At 38.1% G+C, this 22392-nt stretch carries 17 protein-coding genes; 10 read left to right on the top strand and 7 right to left on the bottom strand.

Going from position 1 to position 22392, the window contains the following annotated elements:
- Positions 1 to 13 precede the first annotated feature (13 nt).
- The 3 genes from pyrE to rpoZ form a co-directional block, all read right to left on the bottom strand.
- Positions 14 to 592, bottom strand: a complete 579-nt coding sequence (pyrE, locus tag T429_RS0102145) for an orotate phosphoribosyltransferase (protein WP_005773772.1) — start codon at positions 590 to 592, stop codon at positions 14 to 16.
- A 16-nt stretch (positions 593 to 608) separates the two neighbouring features.
- Positions 609 to 2831 (bottom strand): RelA/SpoT family protein, encoded by a 2223-nt coding sequence (locus T429_RS0102140; RefSeq protein WP_005773774.1) that lies wholly within the window; start codon positions 2829 to 2831, stop codon positions 609 to 611.
- Between the two features lie 129 nt (positions 2832 to 2960).
- Positions 2961 to 3359, bottom strand: a complete 399-nt coding sequence (gene rpoZ / locus T429_RS0102135; RefSeq protein WP_005773775.1) for a DNA-directed RNA polymerase subunit omega — start codon at positions 3357 to 3359, stop codon at positions 2961 to 2963.
- 570 nt (positions 3360 to 3929) lie between these two features.
- Between rpoZ and T429_RS0102130 the strand changes: the two genes are divergently transcribed.
- Positions 3930 to 4598, top strand: a complete 669-nt coding sequence (locus T429_RS0102130) for a uracil-DNA glycosylase (RefSeq protein WP_026500843.1) — start codon at positions 3930 to 3932, stop codon at positions 4596 to 4598.
- Between the two features lie 24 nt (positions 4599 to 4622).
- Here the strand turns inward: T429_RS0102130 and smpB are convergent, their stop codons facing one another.
- Positions 4623 to 5099, bottom strand: a complete 477-nt coding sequence (gene smpB / locus T429_RS0102125; protein ID WP_005773777.1) for an SsrA-binding protein SmpB — start codon at positions 5097 to 5099, stop codon at positions 4623 to 4625.
- A gap of 18 nt (positions 5100 to 5117) precedes the next feature.
- Positions 5118 to 6002, bottom strand: coding sequence for a 4-hydroxy-tetrahydrodipicolinate synthase (gene dapA, locus T429_RS0102120; protein WP_005773778.1), 885 nt, complete (start codon positions 6000 to 6002; stop codon positions 5118 to 5120).
- A 253-nt stretch (positions 6003 to 6255) separates the two neighbouring features.
- Here dapA and T429_RS0102110 point away from each other — a divergent pair, with 253 nt between their 5' ends.
- Entirely contained in the window at positions 6256 to 8346 is a 2091-nt protein-coding gene (locus tag T429_RS0102110) for a lytic transglycosylase domain-containing protein (protein ID WP_005773779.1), read from the top strand.
- 994 nt (positions 8347 to 9340) lie between these two features.
- Here the strand turns inward: T429_RS0102110 and T429_RS0102105 are convergent.
- The gene (locus T429_RS0102105; protein WP_005773781.1) at positions 9341 to 10120 is read right to left on the bottom strand and encodes an energy transducer TonB family protein; all 780 of its coding nucleotides are present in this window, start codon (positions 10118 to 10120) and stop codon (positions 9341 to 9343) included.
- Between the two features lie 241 nt (positions 10121 to 10361).
- Between T429_RS0102105 and T429_RS0102100 the strand changes: the two genes are divergently transcribed.
- The 5 genes from T429_RS0102100 to T429_RS0102075 all read left to right on the top strand — a co-directional run bounded on the left by T429_RS0102100 (position 10362) and on the right by T429_RS0102075 (position 16693).
- On the top strand, positions 10362 to 12539 hold the full coding sequence (locus tag T429_RS0102100; RefSeq protein ID WP_026500842.1) for a TonB-dependent hemoglobin/transferrin/lactoferrin family receptor: 2178 nt from the start codon (positions 10362 to 10364) through the stop codon (positions 12537 to 12539).
- Positions 12540 to 12802: 263 nt separating this feature from the next.
- Positions 12803 to 13846: a hemin-degrading factor gene (locus tag T429_RS0102090; RefSeq protein ID WP_005773783.1), complete on the top strand. Its 1044-nt coding sequence runs from the start codon at positions 12803 to 12805 to the stop codon at positions 13844 to 13846.
- A gap of 11 nt (positions 13847 to 13857) precedes the next feature.
- Entirely contained in the window at positions 13858 to 14763 is a 906-nt protein-coding gene (locus T429_RS0102085; protein WP_005773785.1) for a heme/hemin ABC transporter substrate-binding protein, read from the top strand.
- A 20-nt stretch (positions 14764 to 14783) separates the two neighbouring features.
- Positions 14784 to 15863 carry a FecCD family ABC transporter permease gene (locus T429_RS0102080; RefSeq protein WP_005773786.1) on the top strand — a complete coding sequence of 360 codons (1080 nt, stop codon included), beginning with the start codon at positions 14784 to 14786 and terminating at the stop codon, positions 15861 to 15863.
- Entirely contained in the window at positions 15860 to 16693 is an 834-nt protein-coding gene (locus tag T429_RS0102075) for a heme ABC transporter ATP-binding protein (RefSeq protein WP_005773787.1), read from the top strand. Before T429_RS0102080 ends, T429_RS0102075 begins: the two co-directional genes overlap by 4 nt.
- Before the next feature lie 385 nt (positions 16694 to 17078).
- On the opposite strand, the gene T429_RS0102070 is transcribed toward T429_RS0102075, so the two are convergent.
- Positions 17079 to 18053, bottom strand: coding sequence for a tail fiber protein (locus T429_RS0102070; protein ID WP_005773788.1), 975 nt, complete (start codon positions 18051 to 18053; stop codon positions 17079 to 17081).
- 1370 nt (positions 18054 to 19423) lie between these two features.
- Here T429_RS0102070 and thiC point away from each other — a divergent pair.
- Genes thiC through thiS form a run of 3 tightly spaced genes read left to right on the top strand, consistent with a single transcriptional unit; the run spans position 19424 to position 22392 of the window.
- Positions 19424 to 21244, top strand: coding sequence for a phosphomethylpyrimidine synthase ThiC (gene thiC, locus T429_RS0102065; protein WP_005773789.1), 1821 nt, complete (start codon positions 19424 to 19426; stop codon positions 21242 to 21244).
- Positions 21241 to 22191 (top strand): glycine oxidase ThiO, encoded by a 951-nt coding sequence (thiO, locus tag T429_RS0102060; RefSeq protein ID WP_005773790.1) that lies wholly within the window; start codon positions 21241 to 21243, stop codon positions 22189 to 22191. The genes thiC and thiO overlap by 4 nt, the downstream gene beginning before the upstream one ends.
- A 3-nt stretch (positions 22192 to 22194) precedes the next feature.
- Positions 22195 to 22392 carry a sulfur carrier protein ThiS gene (gene thiS, locus T429_RS0102055; protein WP_005773791.1) on the top strand — a complete coding sequence of 66 codons (198 nt, stop codon included), beginning with the start codon at positions 22195 to 22197 and terminating at the stop codon, positions 22390 to 22392.

Genomic DNA, 22392 nt, shown 5'->3' with positions numbered 1-22392 from the left:
AATAGAAAGACAATTAAATATTTCGACTGCCTGGTTTAATCGCTGGAAGAGCAGAAAGATCTGCAGGAAGTTCATCACTCGCATAAGAAGCAATCTCATATTCAGCTAGCGCAATTAACGGAACGCCAACATCAACCTTACCACCAGAACGATCAAGGATGCATGCACTTGCCAAAACCTCTGCTCCTGCCGCCGCCAACGCCTCAACGGTCTCACGAATAGAAAGACCCGTTGTCACAATATCTTCAACAATAACAACCCGCGCACCCTTCTTGATTTCAAAACGTCGTAATTCAAAGACGCCATTGACACGCTCTACCCAAAGAGAAGGAACACCAAGGTGACGTGAAGTCTCATAGGAAGGAATAAGACCACCAATTGCGGGACCAACAACATAATCAATTTGTTCCTTGATCGATTCTTTGATTTTTTCAGCCAATCCACGACAGAGTTTTTCCGTCAAGTCAGCATGCATAAACACTTTTGCCTTTTGCATATAAGTTGCACTATGGCGTCCCGATGTTAAAATAAAATGCCCTTCTAGAATAGCATCTGCTTGTTTAAAAATATCAATGACATCTTGTGTATTCATTGCAAAATCTTCCTTGTTATCCATGAACCCGCCGTACTGTACTGACTGAATTTGCCTTTTTTAACTGAGAAAAAATACGATTCAAATGTTTTAAATCCCAAACTTCCAAATCAATCATCATTTCTGTAAAATCTGGTGCCGTTCGGATCAAAGATAAATTTTGGATATTGGCATCGTTAGCAGAAATTATTTGCGTAATTTCAGCTAAAGAACCAGGACTATTGACAACCAAAATATTTATTCGCGCAGGAAAACGTTCATTCATTTGAGCATCAATATCCCAGCGGACATCAATCCATCGTTCTGGCTGATCATCATAGGCCATCAACGCCGAAGACTGGATTGGATAAATAACGATCCCAGCACCTGGTTGCATAATACCAACAATCCGATCTCCAGGCACTGCTCCTTCTGGTGAAAAACGGACAGGTATATCTCCACGGGTTCCTCGAATAGGTAAGGCTTTAGATTGATGATCCTCTATCATTGCATCCTTTTCATTTTCTGGAACCTTAAAAATCATCCCTTGAGCATTTTCAATATTGAACCACCCTTCTTCCCCTGGCTTAAAAGATGATTTTTGGACTACACGCTCTTGATAATCAGGATAAACCGCTTTAATCACATCAGCGGAAAACAATTCTCCACGTCCAACAGCAGCCAAGACATCCTCTACATCTTTACGCGCCAAACGCGGTAAAACTTTCTTCAAAACATCTTTTGAAAATTGTTTTCCCATATATTCAAATGAACGCTCAAGAATACGATATCCTAAGCCTGAATATTGCTTACGCACCGCTGCTCTGCTTGCGCGTCGGATAGCTGAACGCGCTTTACCTGTGACAACAAGAAATTCCCACGCAGCGGGCGGAATTTGAGCGTGTGAACGGATAATATCAACTTCGTCACCATTTTTTAATTTAGTCATTAAAGGCATAATACGACCATTGATCTTTACGCCCACACAAGAATCACCAATCTCTGTGTGGACAGCATAAGCAAAATCAATAGGTGTCGCGCCTTTAGGAAAAGCAATTAATCGACCTTTTGGTGTAAAACAAAAAACTTGGTCTTGAAAAAGCTCAAGTTTTGTGTGTTCTAAAAACTCTTCCGGATTATCTCCATCAGATAAAGATTGTATCGTTTGACGTAACCACGCATAGGCGTTCGTTTCGCTTGATAACTTCGAAGTCGAATAATTGGAACCCTGCTCTTTATATATGGAATGGGCAGCAACTCCATATTCAGCAACCTCATTCATGGCAGCCGTTCTAATTTGCAATTCAACACGTTGTCTCGAAGGTCCCACAATAGTTGTATGAATAGAACGATAATCATTTTGCTTTGGTATGGAAATATAATCTTTAAAACGACCAGGAACCATCGGCCAAGTCGTATGAATGACACCAAGAGCACGATAACAATCATTCACGGATTCAACAATCACACGAAATCCAAAAATATCCGATAACTGTTCAAAAGATAATGCTTTGCTTTCCATTTTGCGAAAAACGGAATAAGATTTTTTCTGACGGCTTTTAACATCTGCTTTAATGCCATTTTCCAAAAAAAGTTTTGTCAATTCATTTTCAATTGTGGAAAGCAAATCACGATTGCGCTTTGATAATTCAGAAAGTCGATTGGTAATCGTACGATGACCTTCTGGATTTAAATAAAAGAAAGAGAGATCCTCTAATTCTTCGCGCATATCCTGCATCCCCATACGGCCCGCAAGTGGCGCATAAATATCCATTGTCTCCTCAGCAATTCGTCGACGTTTATCATCACGCATAACGCCAAGGGTACGCATATTATGAAGGCGGTCTGCAAGTTTAACTAAAAGCACACGAACATCATCAGAAATGGCAATAAGAAGTTTACGAAGATTTTCTGCCTGTACAGCTTTCTTTGATACAAGATCAAGCTTATTAAGCTTTGTAAGCCCTTCAACCAACTTCCCAATTTCAGAACCAAAAAGTTGATCAATTTCTGCTCGTGTAGCACTTGTATCTTCAATTGTATCATGCAAAAGAGCAACAGCAATCGTTGCCTCGTCCAATCGCATATCTGTTAAAATAGCAGCGACTTCTAAAGGATGAGAAAAATAAAGATCACCTGAAGCACGCTTTTGATGTGCATGCTTTTTCATTGCATAATCATAGGCTCTTTTTAGAAGAGCCTCATCTACGTCAGACTTGTAACGTTGAACACGCTCAACAAGCTCACACTGACGCATCATACGAGCATATCCTTTATCTTTTCACACCTTTAATCCTTATTGAACACACCTTATCAATAAAGGACAAGAAAAATAATCGCTCCTTATATGACAAGCTATTCTTCACTCCTGTAATACCAACCGCCGTAATTAATAGTCGTCACTTTTTTCTGGAACAACCAAACCTTCAATCCCTGCTAAAAGCTCTTCTTCTGACATCTGATCAAATGAAGCTCCTTCTTCTTGCGATGATGAATTAAAAACACTTTCAGCTTCACTTGAATGGGTGATAAATTCACTTGCCATTTCTGGCTCATCTACTTCCACATGCTTTTGTAGCGAATGAATAAGATCTTCTTTTAAATCAGCAGGCGACAACGTTTCTTCTGCTATTTCACGCAAAGCAACAACTGGATTTTTATCATTATCACGATCGACTGTAATTTGCGCTCCTTGTGAAATCTGACGCGCCCGATGACCTGCTAAAAGTACCAATTCAAAGCGGTTATCAACTTTATCAATACAATCTTCTACCGTTACGCGGGCCATTTATGCCTCTTTCTCAAATAAAAAAATTTAATAGTGGATTAGGAGAGTATATACAATAATCAAAATAAAACACAAGAAAAACAACACACGCTTTCATATTTTTTGCTTAAAGGACTTATTTGAGAAAACTCTTGGAAACTTTATATAAAAATGTATATCCTGCTCATGCTTGTTATCAAAGCTGCGCTTCAAACAATTCCAATAGATTGGATTTGAGCAAAGGAAGGTGTTTCTTGACAAAATACCTCTTTGAGGTCTTTATTCTTTTAACAGAAAAAACAGCTCTTAAAAATCCTTTCTAATAACAACAATCTTATGCATACTTTTTATGATACTGTATTTATATTTATGAAAGACAGAATTTTTTCTTTAAACATTATATGTATTGCACGCTTATTCATCGAATGAATTAGAGAAAGATTGCCTCTCGTTTCATTATCATTAGCCATAAGTTCATATTAAAATTTCTTCTAAAATAGTTTATTGATATTCTAGATTATTTATAAAAACATCACCCGTCATATATGCCATGAAAGACTCAAAAGAATAAAAAAACTGATGCCTAACGCCATGAATAGCCCATTAACATCGCTTTGCCCAGAGCCCCCCAAAAATTGCAATTTATGCCCTAGGCTCCATCAGTTTATCGCTGACTGGCGTGTGAAAGAACCAAGTTGGTATAACGCACCGGTCCGCCCTTTCTTTCCCTATAAAGGAGCAGATACAACGCGTCTTCTCATTGTTGGTCTTGCTCCTGGATTACGCGGCGCCAATCGAACTGGACGTCCATTTACGGGTGATTATGCTGGACACTTACTTTATTCCACTTTAAAAAAATTTGGATTTGCGCAAGGAACTTTTGAGGAAAGAGCAGATGATACTCTTGAACTGATTGATGCTGCAATCGTTAACTCTGTTCGTTGTGTTCCACCAGAAAATAAACCTACCGGTGCGGAAATTAACACGTGCCGCTCTTTTTTTTCGCCTCTTTTAACAAATCTTCCCAAACTTAAAGCCGTTATTACCTTAGGCACCATTGCACACCATTCAACCATACGCGCTCTTAATGCAAAAGTTTTAGCGCATCCTTTTGGACATGGCACAATCAATAACATTGGTAGATTACGCATCTTTTCCAGCTATCACTGTTCTCGTTATAATACCAATACTGGCCGCTTGACAGACGCTATGTTTCACCAAATTTTTCAAGAGGCAAAAACATACTTAGATCAATGCTAAATCAATAAAGCATATCCAAGCCGATCATCCATATCTTTTTAAAAGTCTTGCTTTTTCACGTCCCCAATCACGTTTTTTTTCCGTTTCGCGCTTATCATGAAGTTTTTTTCCACGGGCTAGAGCAATCTCTAACTTAACGCGCCCACGTTCATTAAAGTAAAGTTTGAGAGGAACAAGTGTCATTCCCTCTCGGGATGTTGCATTAAAAAAACGTGCCATCTCACGTTTTGAAAGTAATAATTTACGCAAACGTCTCGGCTCATGATTAAAACGATTAGCCTGCGTATATTCAGGAATATAGCTGTTGACTAACCATAATTCCCCATTTTCAAAACTGGCATAGCTTTCAGCAATATTAGCATGATTAGAACGTAAAGACTTTACTTCCGCTCCTTGAAGAACAAGACCCGCCTCAAGATTATTAAGAATTTCAAAATTAAAACGTGCTTTACGATTGTCAGCAATTATTTTCCGCACAGACGCGTTCTTTTTTTTATTCATGGCTTTGTCAATATCATTTTATGCTTTTAAAAGACCCGCATGACTAAGAGCTGCATCAATAATCTTCTTGGTGCTCTGTGTTAATGGAACAATTGGAGAACGCACTGTCTCACCACAAAATCCTAATTTTGCAGCAGCATATTTAATCCCTGCAGGGCTAGGTTCAATAAATACAGCACGATTGAGAGGCATGAGACGATCATTTAATTCCCGTGCTGTTTTATAATCCCCATGAAAACAAGCAGCTTGAAGTTCTGCACAAAGTTTTGGAGCAACATTGGAGGAAACTGAAATACATCCGACGCCTCCATGAGCATTAAAACCTAATGCTGTACAGTCATCACCGGAAAGCTGCACGAAATCTTTACCACACTTTTCACCTTGTTCACTCACGCGCTCAATTCTGCTCGTTGCATCCTTAACACCAATGATATTGTTAAAATCTCGATAAAGGTCTCTCATCGTTTCCACAGCCATATCAATAACAGAACGACCCGGAATATTATAAATTATAATCGGGATAGAAACAGCTTTGGCAATGGAAGAAAAATGCTTATATAAACCAGACTGATTGGGTCTATTATAATAGGGCGTAACAACCAAAACGGCATCTGCACCAGCTTTTTGCGCGTGTTGTGCGAGTTCTATAGCCTCACTTGTACTATTGGACCCTGCTCCAGCAACAACAGGAACACGCTTTGCGACCTGCTCAACACACAATGCTATAATTCGCTTATGTTCTTCATGACTTAAAGTTGCTGATTCACCTGTCGTCCCAACAGGGCTTACACCGTTAATCCCTTGTGTGATTTGCCATTCAACAAAATCACAAAACGCTTTCTCATCAATTGCACCCTTATGATCAAATGGTGTAATAAGCGCAGTTATAGCTCCCTTGAGCATGATCAACTCCCTATAATGTTCGCTTTTATTTTTTTAATAATCGCCTTTATAAATTTTAAATAGAGCATAATCTTGCTCTATCATCGAAGCAAGATGAATTTCAAAAAAAGCCTTCATAAGATCAACATATTCTTCCTTAGATTTTGAACATTTCTTTAAAATAAGCCGTCTGTATTAACGTGTTTTTCATGCTTGTATTCTATAAAGCCTTAGGTTTTTTTTACAAAAAGCAAGGTCTCAAGGTCTTTTCTCTATGCGTGTATTTTCCACCTCTCTTTTCGTAGCAACCTTTACTACACTTATACTGGCAATAAGAATTTTATTTTCAAATGCCTATGCACAAACACCTCTTTTACATGGGAAAGCACCAATCCCTTCGGCACGCCCCACCGCTCTTACTGTCAAACAAACAGCTCAACCTCTTCAACAAAGACACACGACATCGCACAATACTGCGACACTCAGACAACTAAAGGCTGGGCTAGATGCCCTTGCAAACAACAATATTGCAAAAACAATAAGTCTTCGTAATTCACTGGAAAAACATAGCCTTGATCGTTATATTTTAACATGGGCGCTGGGGCTATCAAACCAAGATAATATACCAAGTTCTGAAATATATAATGCCATCAACATGCTAAAAGGATGGCCCGGTATAGAGACGATGCAACGCAATGCTGAACGTGCTTTTCTTAACGAAACCAATGTCACACGCGCCATCATCCAAAAATTTTCTCATCATCCCCCTCTTACAGCACAAGGAATGGCTCTCTTTGCTAAAGCACTTATTGCGATGGGACAAACCACTCGTGCTCAACATGTTCTTGCACCGTGGTGGCATAAAACACCGCTTAATGCAAAAGAAGAAGTGTTCGTTCTTAAAAGTGCAAGTGCGGCCTTAAAACCTATTGATCATTTAAAACGCATGCAGTTTATGTTGTATGCACATCGTTTTGATTCAGCATCACGTATTGCAAAATTAGCCCACGCTCAATCTCTTTTTGATGCTTTTGTGGCCGTTGAAAAAAATGATCCTAGAGCGACACAAAAATTACGCGCTGTCGAGAGAACATGGAAAAAAGATCCTCTCTTCCAGTTTGCTCGAATGCGCCATCTTCGGCGAACAGAGCAATATGATGCAGCCGCAGCACTTATGATGAAAACATCAAAAGATGCATTCCATCTTATGAACCCTCATTCTTTGTGGAAAGAGCAACGCGCCCTTTCTCGCGAAATGCTCGATTTAAACAAACCCAAAATGGCTTATCAACTCGTTGCGATGCATACTGGCATGACATCTGCATTAGCCATCGATGCTGAGTTTCATGCAGGATGGTACGCACTACGATTTCTTCATAACCCTAAATTAGCCATGCAGCATTTTTCACGCATTCCTCAACTTTCTTCTTTACCTTTTTCTGCATCACGTGGATATTACTGGATGGGACGAACCGCAGAAACGCTAGGAGAACATAAAAATGCTCAGCACTACTTTCATCGCGCCGCTCATTTTGGTGCAACTTATTATGGTCAATTAGCCGCTGCGCGACTCAATCAAAAAAGGCTTAACATTTCCTTTCCTAAACCAACAAATGCTGAGCGACAACATTTTAGTGCACGAAAAGCTATCAAAGCAATTCAACGTCTTGAAGAAGCTGGCTATGCTGATTTTGCTAAAATTTTTTATAGAGAACTCGGAAAAAAAATAGAAAGCCCAGGTGAATTAGCTCTTCTGGCTGTTATGGCAGAAAAAAATGGTGACTATTATACCAGCCTCAAAATCGGAAAAATGGCTGCTTTTCAGGGTAAAAATGTCGGGGCACTTTCTCACCCGCTGGGAGCTATACCGGCTTCTGCTCATATTTCTGTAGAAGAAAAATCGCTTATCTATGCCATTGCACGCCAAGAAAGCGAATTTAATCCAACAGCCATATCAAAAGCAGGTGCACAAGGGATCCTCCAATTGCTTCCTACAACAGCAAAAGCACTCGCAAAAAAATATTCAATCGCGTGGTCTCCTAAAAAATTCGGCAGTGATGCTTATTATAATGCAACATTAGGGGCTTATTTTCTCAATGAACAATTGGAACGTTTTAATGGATCCTATATCTTAACGCTTATTGGCTATAATGCGGGGCCCCGCCGAGTCAATGAATGGATAAAACGTTATGGCGACCCTCGTGGACAATCTCTCGATCACGTCATTGATTGGATTGAGCGCATTCCTTATACAGAAACACGGAATTACGTGATGCGTGTCATGGAAAATTACGGTGTCTACAAAGCAAGACTCACAGGGAAAATAGATATAAAAACCGACCTGCTTTCTGGTCGATGGAAATAATATGCCTTAATCTTCCCTAATAGCATTGTGTTCTTAAGAGATATCTTTATTCCCTCTTAAAGAGTATTCACATACAGCCTCACTCTTAACGTGCAAGTAAGTTAAGTGATTTAATGGATTCAGTATCAATAGAGTTGAATAGGAAAATCCTATGCTATTTGAAGCTCTCATTCCAAATACAAAATAATGAATTATCATTATAAATCATCATGTTGCGCAAATAGTTTATTTTTTCTCAACACATAAACGATCATATCATAGAGATTATCAATGGAAAAAGAGTGAAATGAATAGCTCATCCTTTTACTATTGCTTATTCATCAACATTAAAATCTTGTACAATAGCATATTTTGAGGATGTTTTTTTCTGCTTACAATATTTCTATACCCCATAGGGGGCGTTATTACATATATCTGTTTGGATCATCTCTAAAATAAAAGACAGACTCATTGAGAAAAAACCTTAAAGATAAAAAATATCCTTCTGTCTCTTCTCTTTTCGTTCAGCTTTACAACTTTCAAACATATCAATATCTTTAAGAATGAAGCTGAAACTTTTCCTTTTATTTCTCTCATCTTTATCTATAAGCTCATATCCTTCGCACAAAACAGAATATCTAGCCTCAATAGTATGTGTTTCTTATTCCTATTTTTGATTTAAAAAGACATTTTGTAATGTTTCTAAGTTCATTTCACAATGGTGAACCTGAAGAGTGCTGATGAAAATCCTCTCACGGATGGTATAAGAATCGATAGACCTATCCTCCCCTAATCCTCAATATTGCAAAAGCCTTTTCATATTAGAGCAATCATAAGAAATATGTTCACGCCTAGATTTTTTATATCCATACTCCCCTTGTAATGTCTTTAAGCGAATGATTTTGATTGATTCAACATCAAAAAGATTTGCAGAGAACTATATTTCATTCACATTATAAATGATGAGCAATCATTCCAAATCAATATATTATCTAAACAGAGCCTCCCATAAAAATCAGCTAAATATTAAGGATACTCTGATCGTTTTATTCACTTTTGATGGTGGAGGGGGAGGAAAAGAACCAACCCGTTGAAGGGCTGCCATAGCCAATCGATCAAGTTCTGGATCACCAGCAGAAACGATGACACGGCTAGAAAAAATATTTCCCCGCTCATGCACTCTAAATTCTAACTTTACCGTTCCTTTTGCTCGACTGGTACGCTGTCCTACAACATAATTTTTTTGCTTTTCTAATTGCGACTGTACCTTTGCTAACCACTCCATTAACACTAGATTTTCAAGCCCTGCGGTACTGCCGCTCTGTCTGGCGGCAACCGAACGCACGGCCTTTACAGATGACTGCTTTACAATTGTCTTTTGTTTTATTTTTTTTTCAAATATTTTATCTTCTACTTTGTGAGGCAGAGATTCTTCCAAAAATTTTTCTGTAAAATTATCTTTTTCTACAGTATGCTGTGGCTCTTCTGGTTGAATTTCATCCACCGTCTCTAATATCTCTGGCTCTTGCTCAGCAAGATCTGGCTGTAATAATTCTGATTTTGTGCTCAGACTTGATAAATCTGGATCATGATCTAGATTCGGCGAATCTCTATCAGCATCCAGATATACACTCTCTTGGGCAAGAGTTAGCATAATAGTCGACGAGAGCATACCGTTACTGACACCAGTCTTTCGAAAATAAAACTGTGCTCCCAATGCAATATGCAAAGAAAGGGCGCCAATAAATGCACCAATCCAAAGAGTTGATAACTGCCTCATATTTGCAAAGTTCATCGTTTCTTCCGCCGCTATTCTAAGTGCAATATTGGTCTTTTATCTCATTAAAACAAGCTATTTAGAAATTGCAACTTTTTTCTTGACTGATTTTATCATGTTTAATATGGTTTCTCTGTGATTTTATATTGTTAAATCATTCCTGCTTGGTTGGCTAACTTTTGATAGGGTTAAGTCAAGCGTTTTATGTAAAATTTCAAGCTTAGAGAGGGGATGTTTTTAAAAAAGGTTATAATGTGTTATGCGAATAAGACGAGAAAATATCCATAGGAGCTGTGTGATTTTAGGTGCGTTGTCGGTCTGTATACCTTCATTTGTTTTTGCACAAAGCAGCGATAAGAATGTTGTGACGGAGCTCAAACCAATCCTTATTAAAGGACAAAAAATAGAGGATTCTTCAAGTTCAGTAACCGTTCTAACTGATCGTCAAACCAGCAAGAATATTGATGAAAAACAAATAACTGATGTGTATGATGTCAGTCGTCTTAATCCTTCTGTCTCCTACAATCCCAAAAGTAATAGTTTTGTTATTCGTGGTTTAGATGCAAACCGTGTTCTTATGACAATGGATGGTATTTCTCTTCCATGGTTTAATGATATATTCCGTGATGGAGGTGGGAACACGACTTTTGATTTTAATGCTCTTTCTACGTTTGATACTATTCAAGGATCCGATTCTAGTCTCCATGGTTCTGGCGCTTTAGGGGGAATGATTGCATTGCGTACTCTTAATCCTGAAGATCTTATCGTGGAAGGGAAAAATTGGGGAAGCCTTATAAAAGGTGGTTATCACTCTGTTGATAACAGCTGGCGCATCGATCAAGCTTTTGCTGTGCGCAATTACCGAACATTTTTGCTTTTCCAAGGGTCTTATGTAGAAGGTCATGAGCGCAAAAATATGGGAACAGTGGGAGGATATGAAGAACGCACGCGTAAAAACCCTTCTCATTTTGACAAAAATAACTTGCTTTTTAAAATTCATCAATATTTGAGTGATAACCATCGGATTGGTTTTACTGCAGAACGTTTTGGTCATAATAGTAACTCACATGCATTAAATTCATCTAAAAGATATGCTCCAGGTTCCGTTTATGAGCGGGATGATAAACTTCGTGAGCGCTTTTCTCTTTCTTATAATTATAATGGTAATGGCGACGCGCTTCTTGATGCGTTTAATGGGAAGCTTTATTGGCAAAGACAATCAAGTCGTGACGTTACGACTGGTGTTCGTGTTTCAGCCCCCAAAGGGGATTATTTGAGAGATAATTTTTTGCGTAATATAAATTATGGTTTCAGTGCTGATGCGCTTAAAAAAATGGATTTTAGCACTGTAAATCATACGTTAAAGTTTGCAACAAATGTTGAGTCATCTAAATTTCATCACTATTTGTTCGGTAAAGATAATTGTCATATAAAAGAATACGCGCGGGGATGTCTTTTTGTTCCTGCTAATCGGTCAGATTCACCAGACACAAATGGTTACAATTTAGGGCTTGCTTTTGAAGATGAAATTGGATTCGTTGATGGTCGTTTTCGTGTAACGCCAGGAGTCCGGTACGATTGGTACAAATATGTTCCTCAAAAAACACCTTCTTATGAGAAAGCTCTGATTTCTGATAAATTCCCTCCAGAAAGAAGCGGCTCACGCTTTTCTCCTAAATTGCGTATGGAATGGGATGTTCGGGATCAAGTGACACTCTATGCTCAGTGGGCGCAAGCTTTTCGTGCACCCCGTATTTCAGAGCTTTACGTCTCTTATATCAAACCTTCTGCTTATTATGTGAAAGGAAATCCTGATCTTAAACCAGAGACAAGCAATGGCTATGATGTTGGTCTACAGTATGAGAATGCAAATTTTGGTGGTTCCTTCAATGCCTTTATAAACCAATATAAGAATTTCATAGATACCGAGGATAGAGGGCCCTCAGAAGAATTTAAATTTGCGCGTCGGCATTATATGAATCGTTTCCGTGTGCAAATTTTTGGTGTTGAAACAAAAGCACATTTAGCCCTTAAAAATGGTTTTCATGGCTCTGTTGCTCTTGCTTATTCACAAGGAAAAGATCTTGATAAAAAAGAGTATCTTAACTCAATTCCTCCTTTGAAAACCGTTATCGGATTAGGATATGCAAAAGAGGTTTGGGGAAGCGATATTACCCTTACTTTAGCAGCCAAACGCGACAAAGTAGCTAAAGAATCTGATTATCAAAAAATTCCAGGATACCATGTCGTTGATATGACAGGGTGGTGGAAACCATTCGGTGAAACAGGACCTATCTTAAGAGCTGGTGTTTATAATCTTTTCAATACAAAATATTGGAATGTATCAGAACTTCCTTCAAGTAAGAGTTCAACACCGAAAGATTATTATAGCCAGCCTGGTCGTAACTTTAAGGTGTCGTTCGTACAAAAGTTTTAGTCACTTTTATTAACGATTAGGTCAATAAAATTATCGATAAAAGGATGAATTATTGTGTTTCTATTTTCAACATCTTTAAAATTACAAGAATTGAGTAGAAAAGTTTTAATTCTTTCTGTTTTACCTTTTTTTGATTGTTCGGCTGTTGGCGATAGAGCGTTATTTTGTGATAGATTGAACTCTTAAAAGAATTTAATCTATTGCCTTGGAATTGTAAAATTTGAAAGTTAGTTTTTGAGTTAAGTAACATAAAGGTAAAGTCCATGGCACAGACAGCTGAAATGATTCTTCGTTTACGTGAAGAAAAAAAAGAAATGCGAAACCGCGATTTTGCGGTTTCGATTGGTATATCTGAAGCAGAGCTTATTGCGGCTTATTGTACCATTGGAAAAGCAAAAAGACTACAAATTGATGTTGCTACTCTCTTGGAAAGTGCACCTCTGCTTGGAAAAGTTATGGTCTTAACACGCAATGAATATGCTGTTCATGAAATAACAGGGTGTTTTGAAAAAATTGTTCAAAACCAACATGTCCCTATAACACTGGGTGAAATTGATTTGCGTATTTTTGCAAAACAATGGAAATTCGGTTTTGAATATGATGTCATTATACTTGGAAAGCCTGCAAAAAGTCTACAATTCTTTGATGAGCATGGCGTTGCTATTTTAAAAGTCTATTCTAAAGATACAACCAACATGGAAGAGTGGAACAAGCTTGTTGAAAAGCTCCTTCTTGAAGATCAATCCTCTGTTCTTGACATTCTTCCTGTTTCTCTTCCAGTTCAATGTGACATAACAGAATTGGATATTGAGAATTTTCGGGATCGTTGGCGTAAAATGACAGATGTACACCAACTTCATAAGATTATTTCCGAATTTAAAATTAATCGGCATCATGCTGTAAAATATGCTGGAAATGAATTTTCCGATGAACTACAGGTAAATGCTGTTGAAATAATGCTTACCCAAGTTGCAAAACAAGAACTGCCCATTATGTGTTTTGTTGGGAATAAGGGGTGTATTCAAATTTTCAGTGGAACTGTGAAAAATATTAAGCAAATGGGACCTTGGCTTAATGTTCTTGATCCGGGGTTTGACCTCCACTTACTTACGTCTGGGATTGCTAGTGTATGGCATGTTCGCAAACCTACTCGTGATGGTTATGTCAGTTCACTTGAAGTTTTCGATAAAAATGATGGTATGATTGTACAATTTTTTGGCTTGCGTAAAGAAGGTCAAAAAGAGCGTGAGGATTGGCGTGCTTTATTGAAGTCTCTTCCTCTCTATCAAGAATTAGTCGTCGCTTAGAAAGATAAAATATGCTTATACTTCTTTTGCGTAGACACTTCAGTTTTTTTCTTCTTTTTTTATTGCTTTCTCTTAGCTTTTTTTCTCAACGTGTCATTGCTGAACCTACAACGCATTTTTCTGAAAATGCGCGAATTGTCTCTATTGGCGGTTCTCTGACGGAAATTATTTATGCATTAGGCGCGCAAGATCAACTTGTTGCCCGTGATAGTACAAGCGTTTATCCTAAAGAAGCCCTAAAACTTCCTGTGCTTGGCTACATGCGGGCTCTTTCACCTGAAGGTGTTCTATCTCTTGCTCCAGAAGGTATCTTGCTCGTTGAAGGAAGTGGTCCTCCTTCAGCAATTGAAATTCTCAAAAAAACATCAATCCCCATCGTAATCATACCAGAAAACTATTCTCGAGAAAGTGTCATAGAAAAAATTCGCCTCGTTGGAAAAGCCATCCATCGTGAAGCACAAGCTGCTGCATTAATTCAAAAAGTAAGCCGTGATTTTGTAGATAATGATGCTCTTTTGGCAAAAGTAACGAAACCAAAGCGGGTTCTTTTCATTTTATCTGTACAAAATGGACGCGTTATGGCATCTGGAACAGGTACAGCAGCTGATGGTATCATAAAACTTTCAGGAGCTATCAATGCCATTACCGATTATAAAGGGTATAAACTTCTCAATAACGAAGCGTTACTAAAAGCGGATCCTGATGCTATTTTGCTTATAACGCATAGTGGAAAATCTATTAATCTTGAAAAGCTTTTAGCTATACCAGCAATTCAGGCAACAACTGCTGCCAAAAATCACGCTATTAAACAAATGGATGCTATGTACCTTTTAGGATTTGGTCCACGCACTGCAAATGCATCAAGAGAACTTATTCATATGCTTTATGGTGCAAACCAAAACGATAAAAACAGATAAAATTGGTAGAGACGCTGTCCATGGTTTATGCACCTGAAACAGAAAAACATAAAAGAATAAAGCGTGAAGATTTAAGAAAAATACTCTTATTCGCTCTCATAATATTCCTTATCTTTAGCATTTTAAGCGGACTTTTAAATGGCGCTTCAAATACTTCACTCTTTGATTTCCTTTATAGCCTGTTTACGCAAGAATTTTCTGTCAGTCGTAAAACACGCGATTATCTCATATTTATTGATATAAGGCTTCCTCGTGTTATCTTAGGGCTATTGATCGGAGCAGCTTTGGCTGTCTCTGGTGTTTTGATGCAAGGACTTTTCCGTAATCCTCTTGCAGATCCTGGAATTGTAGGTGTATCGGCAGGAGCCGGTCTTGGCGCTGTTTTAGCCATTGTTGTAGGTTTTGCCTTTCCTGTTTCATTTGCACCTTTTCTAGAGCCGTACAAGGTTATCATAGGCGCTTTTTTGGGTGGGCTTTTATCAACGATTGTTCTCTACATAATAGCAACGCATCATAGCTTTACCTCTATTGCAACCATGTTGCTTGCCGGTATTGCCCTTGGAGCCTTAAGCAGTGCAGTTGTTGGAACATTGATTTTTATCGCAAATGACCAGCAATTACGCGATATTACTTTTTGGAGTCTTGGCTCTCTTGCGGGTGCAACATGGCTCAAAGTATGGCTTGTTCTCCCTTTTATCTTTGTTGGTCTTCTTTTCTCCCCCTTTTTATCACGAGCCCTGAATGCTCTTGCGCTTGGAGAAGCCGTTGCTGGTCATATTGGCTTTCCAGTTCAACGCGTTAAAAATATTGCCATTCCCCTTGTTGCTCTTATGTGTGGAAGTGCTGTTGCTGTCAGTGGTGGTATTGGTTTTATTGGGATTATTGTTCCTCATATTTTACGTCAGCTTATTGGTCCTGATCACCGCTATCTCATTCCTTACTCTGCTCTCTTAGGAGCAGCATTACTTATTTTTGCTGATACGTTTGCACGCTTAATTGTTGCTCCTGCAGAATTGCCAATTGGAATCGTAACAGCACTTTTCGGTGCTCCCTTCTTCCTGTGGATCCTTATATGCAAACGAGGAACAGACTTTTCATGATTGAGGCGACAAACATTTGCGTTCAGCGCGGAAAGAAACAGATTCTTAACCACGTTAATCTTCAAGCTAAAAGTGGCGCTTTTACCATCATTATCGGTCCCAACGGATCAGGGAAAAGTACTTTTGTCAAAGCATTAAGTGGAGAAATTCCTTACAGTGGGAAAATAACCTTAAATGGTTATGATGTACGTCAAACAAAGACTTATGAAATGGCAAAAATGCGAGCTGTTTTACCACAATCAACAACGCTCGTTTTTCCATTCTTAGTCCATGAAGTTGTAGGGCTTGGCCTTTCTGTAAACCAAATTACCATTACCAAAGCCGAATTACACAATCTTATCCAGGAAGCTTTAGAACGCGTTGATCTTTCTGATTACGGTAACCTGTATTATCACCAATTATCAGGTGGAGAACAAGCACGTGTACAACTTGCGCGTGTTCTTTGCCAAATCTGGAAACCCATTTATAATGGAGTTCCTCGTTGGATGATATTAGATGAACCTATTGCTAGCCTCGATATTCAACATCAAATTATCGTTATGGACATTGCAAAACAATTTGCCCATTCTGGTGGTGGCGTTCTTGCTGTTCTTCACGATCTCAATCTCGCAGCACATTATGCAGATAACATGATCTTGCTCAAGGAGGGTGAGATTTATTGCGAAGGAAATGCCTCTGCCGTTTTGACAACACAAAATCTCCGCAACGTTTATCATTGTTCCTTAAACGTTTCTGAATTACCTAAAGAAGATATCCCATTTATACTCCCTCAAACAGCATCCTCCTGTGAAGCTAGATCTCAAAGATATCGGCTTCAATCTAAAAATTAAAATCCATGCAAAAAATAAAATACGAAAAGATCCAAGAGTCTGTTTTATTTTTAAATGAACTCTTTTCTCTAAATCCATAGAAGATTTATTTGTGGTTTTAGTGGCATTATTTTTTTCATAACGCATGTGTTTTAGCTGTTTTTATCAATAGATAAATACTGATTTATAATGATCATTTACCTTCCTCTATAGTCAATAAGAAGATCAAATATGATCATATTTTTCACTTTTCTTCCTCTATTTTTAAAATTGTTTTTTTGACTCTCTCAAGTATCATATAAACCGTATAGAGGTTTCCTCTTTAAATATATAAAAAATAACGCGGAATTACTCCGCGTTAACAAAATTATCAAATGTATATAGATTCTGTATTTTCCAATCATACTCATGATTTTATAGCATAGACGACTGTTGTATTAACAGGGCGCGTTTCAGTCTCACCCGTATGGGAAAGAGTTACCTTGTGTGTATGTGCACCAGCAGAATCTGTTGTTCCTTGCAAGGTAGCATTATAGGTATAATAATTCGGTAATCTCCCAATATTACCCGTTGGCCATCCAACGCCTTTATACTGAAAATTGTGTGTATGCTCACCTGATTCTTCAATGTTACCAATATGCGTATGCGATTTTATGCTATCTTGTTGTTCATCTGCAAATTTTCTATTATCATCTAAACCCCGACCATCATCAAAACCCCGTAAAAACATGCCTCTAAAATCAGGAACTTTAAAAGTTGTATCACTGTCTTTTCCCCATTTATCCCCTATTGCCTTGAATAACTGCGGATAATCTTTACGCTTATAGGCCTTACCATCACATAAAAGCCAACCGGTTGGTATTTCTTGCATAGCAAATGTCGCAATAAATCCTGTAGGAAAACTTTCCACCTTTGGAGATGTAGGATTTAATAAATACCAGCCATCTCGACCTTCCGTTGAAATATTGCCATTATATACCATTTCATAAATACCATCTGTTTGTAGCTCTCCCCCTTCTAACGATATAACACCTGTATGCGTCGCCTTATAAATAGGCTTTTCTCCCATGCTATTAACTTTTATTGTCGTCTTGCCAACATTCACGCCATGGGCCTTAAAACGTATGATGATATCATTGTTGTATTTCTTTATCGGCGAAACTGTCTTTAAGGTAATTAATGTTGTTTTATCTTCCGCATTGATCATAAAGCCTGCGTCAATAGATCCACCATTATCTGCAAGATATTCACGCACGCGTTGCATCATCGCTCTTGCACTATCGTTGACAGAACTAGGCGGCTGACCTTCTGACCAATTAATAATATTATCTGAATGAGCATTTTCATCAGCCTTTAGCGACCAATCGTAAATATTCGACATTATAAATCCCCCATTATTTTTCATCGTTTTTCTAACAACTTCTCGTTCTGTACTCTAAAATTTGCCCGCCACACTGGGATATCATAACCACAGAACCATCCGTATTTTACGCATTCTTTCTCTCTTTACTCCTTTCAATTTAATAAGCTGATTTCATCAGACTTTTTTCATAACATCAGTCTTAATGCTTCCACTTCTCATGTGTAATGTAGGCACCTTATCTGATGTTATTTGGTATCTTGTTTTGTTGCTTTGCTATCGTTATACAGTTTCATTTTTAAATCTTGTATCTTTTTGCAAAGTTTTACAAATACCGTTCAAACTTTTTCTTACTATGGATTTCATATAACCATCATTAAATGCAATAACTTGTCATTTGCATAGAAAGTCGCTGATTTAAATTTTTAATAAAACATTTTATTTGTTCAATCTCTCTTTTGGTTATGATTTGTATTGAAAAAAATTAAAAGTTAGCTTCAAATTCTCTGCATATCTCATTATGTTTTTATTGACATGAGGGTGCTTTATTCTATTTCATTCAATTTATTTCTGAATTTGTATTGCGAGATCAATACCAATGTTTTTTGAACAGAAATCTGTTCAACCTCAATGCATTATAGAGAATATATTCGATATGATAATTTCTTCTCTTCAGTAAACTGGAATACTAAGGAGAAATTACAGAATCTCCCTGAATCTGAAGGTCGCATCCGACTCAAATGCTAAGAAAACACCCAACCCCTTAAGCCTTTACGAACAAATCCCACGTCTTTTTAAATCAACGCTCTATAACCAAACCCGCTCTCACTTAAACTGGCCCCCTCTATGTATATATTTTATTATAGGTATATTTTTTTTGCAAGAACAATAAATCCTTTTGAACATGATCTCGCAATTATTGATGTTCTCCTTAATTGATTACGATATCAAAGTAAGCACTCTCGTAAACTATTTTGCTAACTCATCTGCCTCATCAATCCAAACAAAAAATGCCCGATTGATTGACATTTTCTACCCTTCCCCCTCAGTTATCAAAGATAATTTCTTAATATATAAGTTTATCACTTCATAATGCCTCTTTTTATTCTTAAAAATACACCAAAATCGTTTAAAATACATCTTTGTGATTGACAATGTCCGTATTTAAGCCAATCATATCGGTGCTAACAAAAGTGTTTATATGGGGGAGTGCAGATATTATTTAGATATTGCATTAATCTTTTCAAAATAAATTTTCTTAAGCTTTATTGAAGATCACTTACTATAAAATGTTAGAAGCATTTCTTCATTCAAGAGTACGTAATTGATCATTTGAATATATCCCCATACCACCTTAGTTTTTGAACTCTGTGTTTAGAAGGAAAAAATTTGTGCCCAAAAATATTCCATCAATCAGCTGCAGCCCCTTTCCCGCCTCACGCAAAATTTATCAACAGAGTCCTTTTTTTTCTGATGTGCGTGTCCCTTTGCGTGAAATTTCATTAACCAATGGGAGTGGTGAAAAACCTTTAAATGTTTACGATACTTCTGGTCCCTATACCGACAAAGATGTAATCATTGATCTTACAAAAGGGTTACCCGCAATAGGCTCATCTTGGCTCTCTAGGCGTGATGATACTGAACCTTATCCTGAACGTCCCATTAAACCTGAAGATAATGGATTAACGCGCTCTCCTATACCCGCCTTTGAAAAAAAACGGTCTATTTTGCGCGCAAAAAATGGTAAAGAAATTACACAAATGGCATATGCTCGTGCAGGTATTATTACAGAAGAAATGGAATATGTCGCTATACGAGAAAATGAAGGGCTCTCAATAAAAGATCAACAACAAGTGCAGCCCAATCCATTGGGTGGAGGAATACCAGAAATTTACACTGCGGAATTCGTTCGGAATGAAATTGCCTGTGGGCGTGCTATTATTCCTCAAAATATCAATCATCCAGAATGCGAACCAATGATTATTGGGCGCAATTTTCGTGTTAAAATTAATGCCAATATTGGCAATTCAGCCGTAACATCTTCAATGGCAGAAGAAGTTGATAAAATGGTTTGGGCTATTCGTTGGGGTGCAGATACCGTGATGGATCTCTCGACGGGGCGAAATATTCACAATATCCGTGAGTGGATTATTCGAAATTCTCCTGTACCCATCGGGACTGTTCCTCTTTATCAAGCGCTTGAAAAAGTACAAGGTATTGCTGAAAATTTAACATGGGACATTTTTCGCGATACTCTTATAGAACAAGCAGAACAAGGGGTTGATTATTTTACTATTCATGCTGGCTTAAGATTACCATTTATTCCAATGACCATTGATCGTGTAACAGGGATTGTATCTCGGGGTGGTTCTATTATGGCAAAATGGTGTCTTCATCATCATAAAGAAAGCTTTCTCTATGAACATTTTGATGAAATTTGTGATATTGCAAGCAGCTATGATATCTCTCTTTCGTTGGGAGATGGATTACGCCCTGGCTCTATTGCTGATGCTAATGATGAAGCCCAATTTGCTGAACTTAAGACTTTAGGAGAATTGACAAAAGTTGCTTGGGAAAAAAATGTACAGGTTATGATTGAAGGACCAGGACATGTCCCAATGCATAAAATTAAAGAAAATATGGAACAGCAACTCGATCTTTGTCATGAAGCCCCTTTTTATACTTTGGGGCCTCTTACAACTGATATCGCTCCTGGTTATGACCATATTACATCCGCCATTGGTGCAGCTATGATTGGATGGTTTGGAACCGCTATGTTGTGCTATGTAACGCCTAAAGAACATTTAGGACTTCCCGATAAAAATGATGTCAAAACGGGAGTCATCACTTATAAAATTGCCGCTCATGCTGCTGATCTTGCAAAAGGTTTGCCCAGCGCACAATTACGCGATAATGCTCTTTCGCGTGCACGCTTTGACTTTAGATGGCATGATCAATTCAACCTTTCTCTTGATCCAGAAACGGCTTGTGCCTTTCATGATGAAACAATGCCTAAAGATGCGCATAAATTGGTGCATTTTTGTTCTATGTGTGGACCAAAATTCTGTTCTATGCGTATTTCTCATGATATTCGTGATGCTGCATCACTCAAAATGGCAAAAGGTGAAGGTATGGTCGCTATGGCTGAAAAATATCAAGAAAGTGGTGACCTGTATGTCAAAGCCCCTCAAAAAAAGAGAGTCAACAGTTGAAGAATATTCTGATCAAAGGTGCGGGGGTCGGTGGTTTAACCGTTGCTTTTATGTTACAACAAAAAGGCGCTCATGTTACTGTATCTGCCCCTCCTCTTTCTCCTATAGGAACAGCAAGTTGGTATGCAGGAGGAATGCTTGCGCCTTACTGTGAAAGAGAAAATACTAAACAGATCGTTGAAGATCTTGGTGTACAAGCCATACAATGGTGGCGTAAAGCATTTCCAGATCTTGTTATACGAAAAGGAACTTTAGTTGTCGCACCAGCACGAGATAAGGTAGAACTTGAACGATTTTCAGAGCGGACACATCATCATAGAATTATAAACGGTGAAGAAATAGCGCGTCTTGAACCTGATCTTGCAGAACGTTTTAACCATGCGCTTTTTTATGAAAATGAAGCCCATCTTGATCCTCGTAAAGCGCTCATTGCTTTAAAAGAAATCTTGATAAAAAACGGTGCATGTTTTGTTGGTGTCAAAACATCTGAAATAAATTTTGATATGATCATTGATGCAACAGGAATAGCACGTTTAGGAAAAGATAAAAATATACGGGGGGTGCGTGGTGAAATGCTGCTCGTACGCTGTAGGGATATTAAACTTTCCCGCCCCATTCGTCTTCTTCATCCACGCATCCCACTTTACATTGTTCCGCGACAAGATAATATTTTTATGATTGGCGCAACGATGATTGAAAGTGACTTTGACGGTGCCATCTCTGTGAGATCAATGATGGAATTGCTCAACGCAGCCTATACCTTGCATCCTGCTTTTGCTGAAGCAGAAATTGTTGAATCTGGCGTTGGAGTCCGCCCTGCTTATCCTGATAACTTCCCTTCTGTATGCAAATATGGTAATCACATTTCTATAAATGGATTTTATAGACATGGTTTTCTTTTATCTCCAGAAATGGCAAAACGCGCGGTAAAATTGGCATTGGAATAAAACATGCAAATCTTTGTTAATGGTGAAAAAGTTCAAACAGAAAACACTTTTCTCAATCTCTTGCTTGAAGAATTGGGGTATGAGGGAAATTGGCTCGCTATTGCTGTCAATGCTGAAGTTGTTCCTGTAGAGGCACGCAACCAATTTATTTTACATGAAGGAGATAAAGTAGAAATTTTAAGCCCAATGCAAGGAGGTTAA

This window comes from Bartonella elizabethae F9251 = ATCC 49927 (genome assembly GCF_000518165.1).
Lineage (GTDB): Bacteria > Pseudomonadota > Alphaproteobacteria > Rhizobiales > Rhizobiaceae > Bartonella > Bartonella elizabethae.
Note: the sequence above shows the minus strand (reverse complement) of the source record. Positions and strands in the feature narration are given on the sequence as shown.

What these genes read in the sequence shown, in the direction of transcription:
- T429_RS0102140 (WP_005773774.1), bottom strand. Translation starts at nt 2,831, where the DNA reads ATGATGCGTCAGTGTGAGCTTGTTGAGCGTGTTCAACGTTACAAGTCT.
- T429_RS0102070 (WP_005773788.1), bottom strand. Translation starts at nt 18,053, where the DNA reads ATGTCGAATATTTACGATTGGTCGCTAAAGGCTGATGAAAATGCTCAT.
- rpoZ (WP_005773775.1), bottom strand. Translation starts at nt 3,359, where the DNA reads ATGGCCCGCGTAACGGTAGAAGATTGTATTGATAAAGTTGATAACCGC.
- T429_RS0102085 (WP_005773785.1), top strand. Translation starts at nt 13,858, where the DNA reads ATGCTTATACTTCTTTTGCGTAGACACTTCAGTTTTTTTCTTCTTTTT.
- T429_RS0102090 (WP_005773783.1), top strand. Translation starts at nt 12,803, where the DNA reads ATGGCACAGACAGCTGAAATGATTCTTCGTTTACGTGAAGAAAAAAAA.
- T429_RS0102075 (WP_005773787.1), top strand. Translation starts at nt 15,860, where the DNA reads ATGATTGAGGCGACAAACATTTGCGTTCAGCGCGGAAAGAAACAGATT.
- T429_RS0102110 (WP_005773779.1), top strand. Translation starts at nt 6,256, where the DNA reads ATGCGTGTATTTTCCACCTCTCTTTTCGTAGCAACCTTTACTACACTT.
- thiS (WP_005773791.1), top strand. Translation starts at nt 22,195, where the DNA reads ATGCAAATCTTTGTTAATGGTGAAAAAGTTCAAACAGAAAACACTTTT.
- T429_RS0102100 (WP_026500842.1), top strand. Translation starts at nt 10,362, where the DNA reads ATGCGAATAAGACGAGAAAATATCCATAGGAGCTGTGTGATTTTAGGT.
- T429_RS0102080 (WP_005773786.1), top strand. Translation starts at nt 14,784, where the DNA reads ATGGTTTATGCACCTGAAACAGAAAAACATAAAAGAATAAAGCGTGAA.
- pyrE (WP_005773772.1), bottom strand. Translation starts at nt 592, where the DNA reads ATGAATACACAAGATGTCATTGATATTTTTAAACAAGCAGATGCTATT.
- T429_RS0102105 (WP_005773781.1), bottom strand. Translation starts at nt 10,120, where the DNA reads ATGAACTTTGCAAATATGAGGCAGTTATCAACTCTTTGGATTGGTGCA.
- dapA (WP_005773778.1), bottom strand. Translation starts at nt 6,002, where the DNA reads ATGCTCAAGGGAGCTATAACTGCGCTTATTACACCATTTGATCATAAG.
- T429_RS0102130 (WP_026500843.1), top strand. Translation starts at nt 3,930, where the DNA reads ATGAATAGCCCATTAACATCGCTTTGCCCAGAGCCCCCCAAAAATTGC.
- smpB (WP_005773777.1), bottom strand. Translation starts at nt 5,099, where the DNA reads ATGAATAAAAAAAAGAACGCGTCTGTGCGGAAAATAATTGCTGACAAT.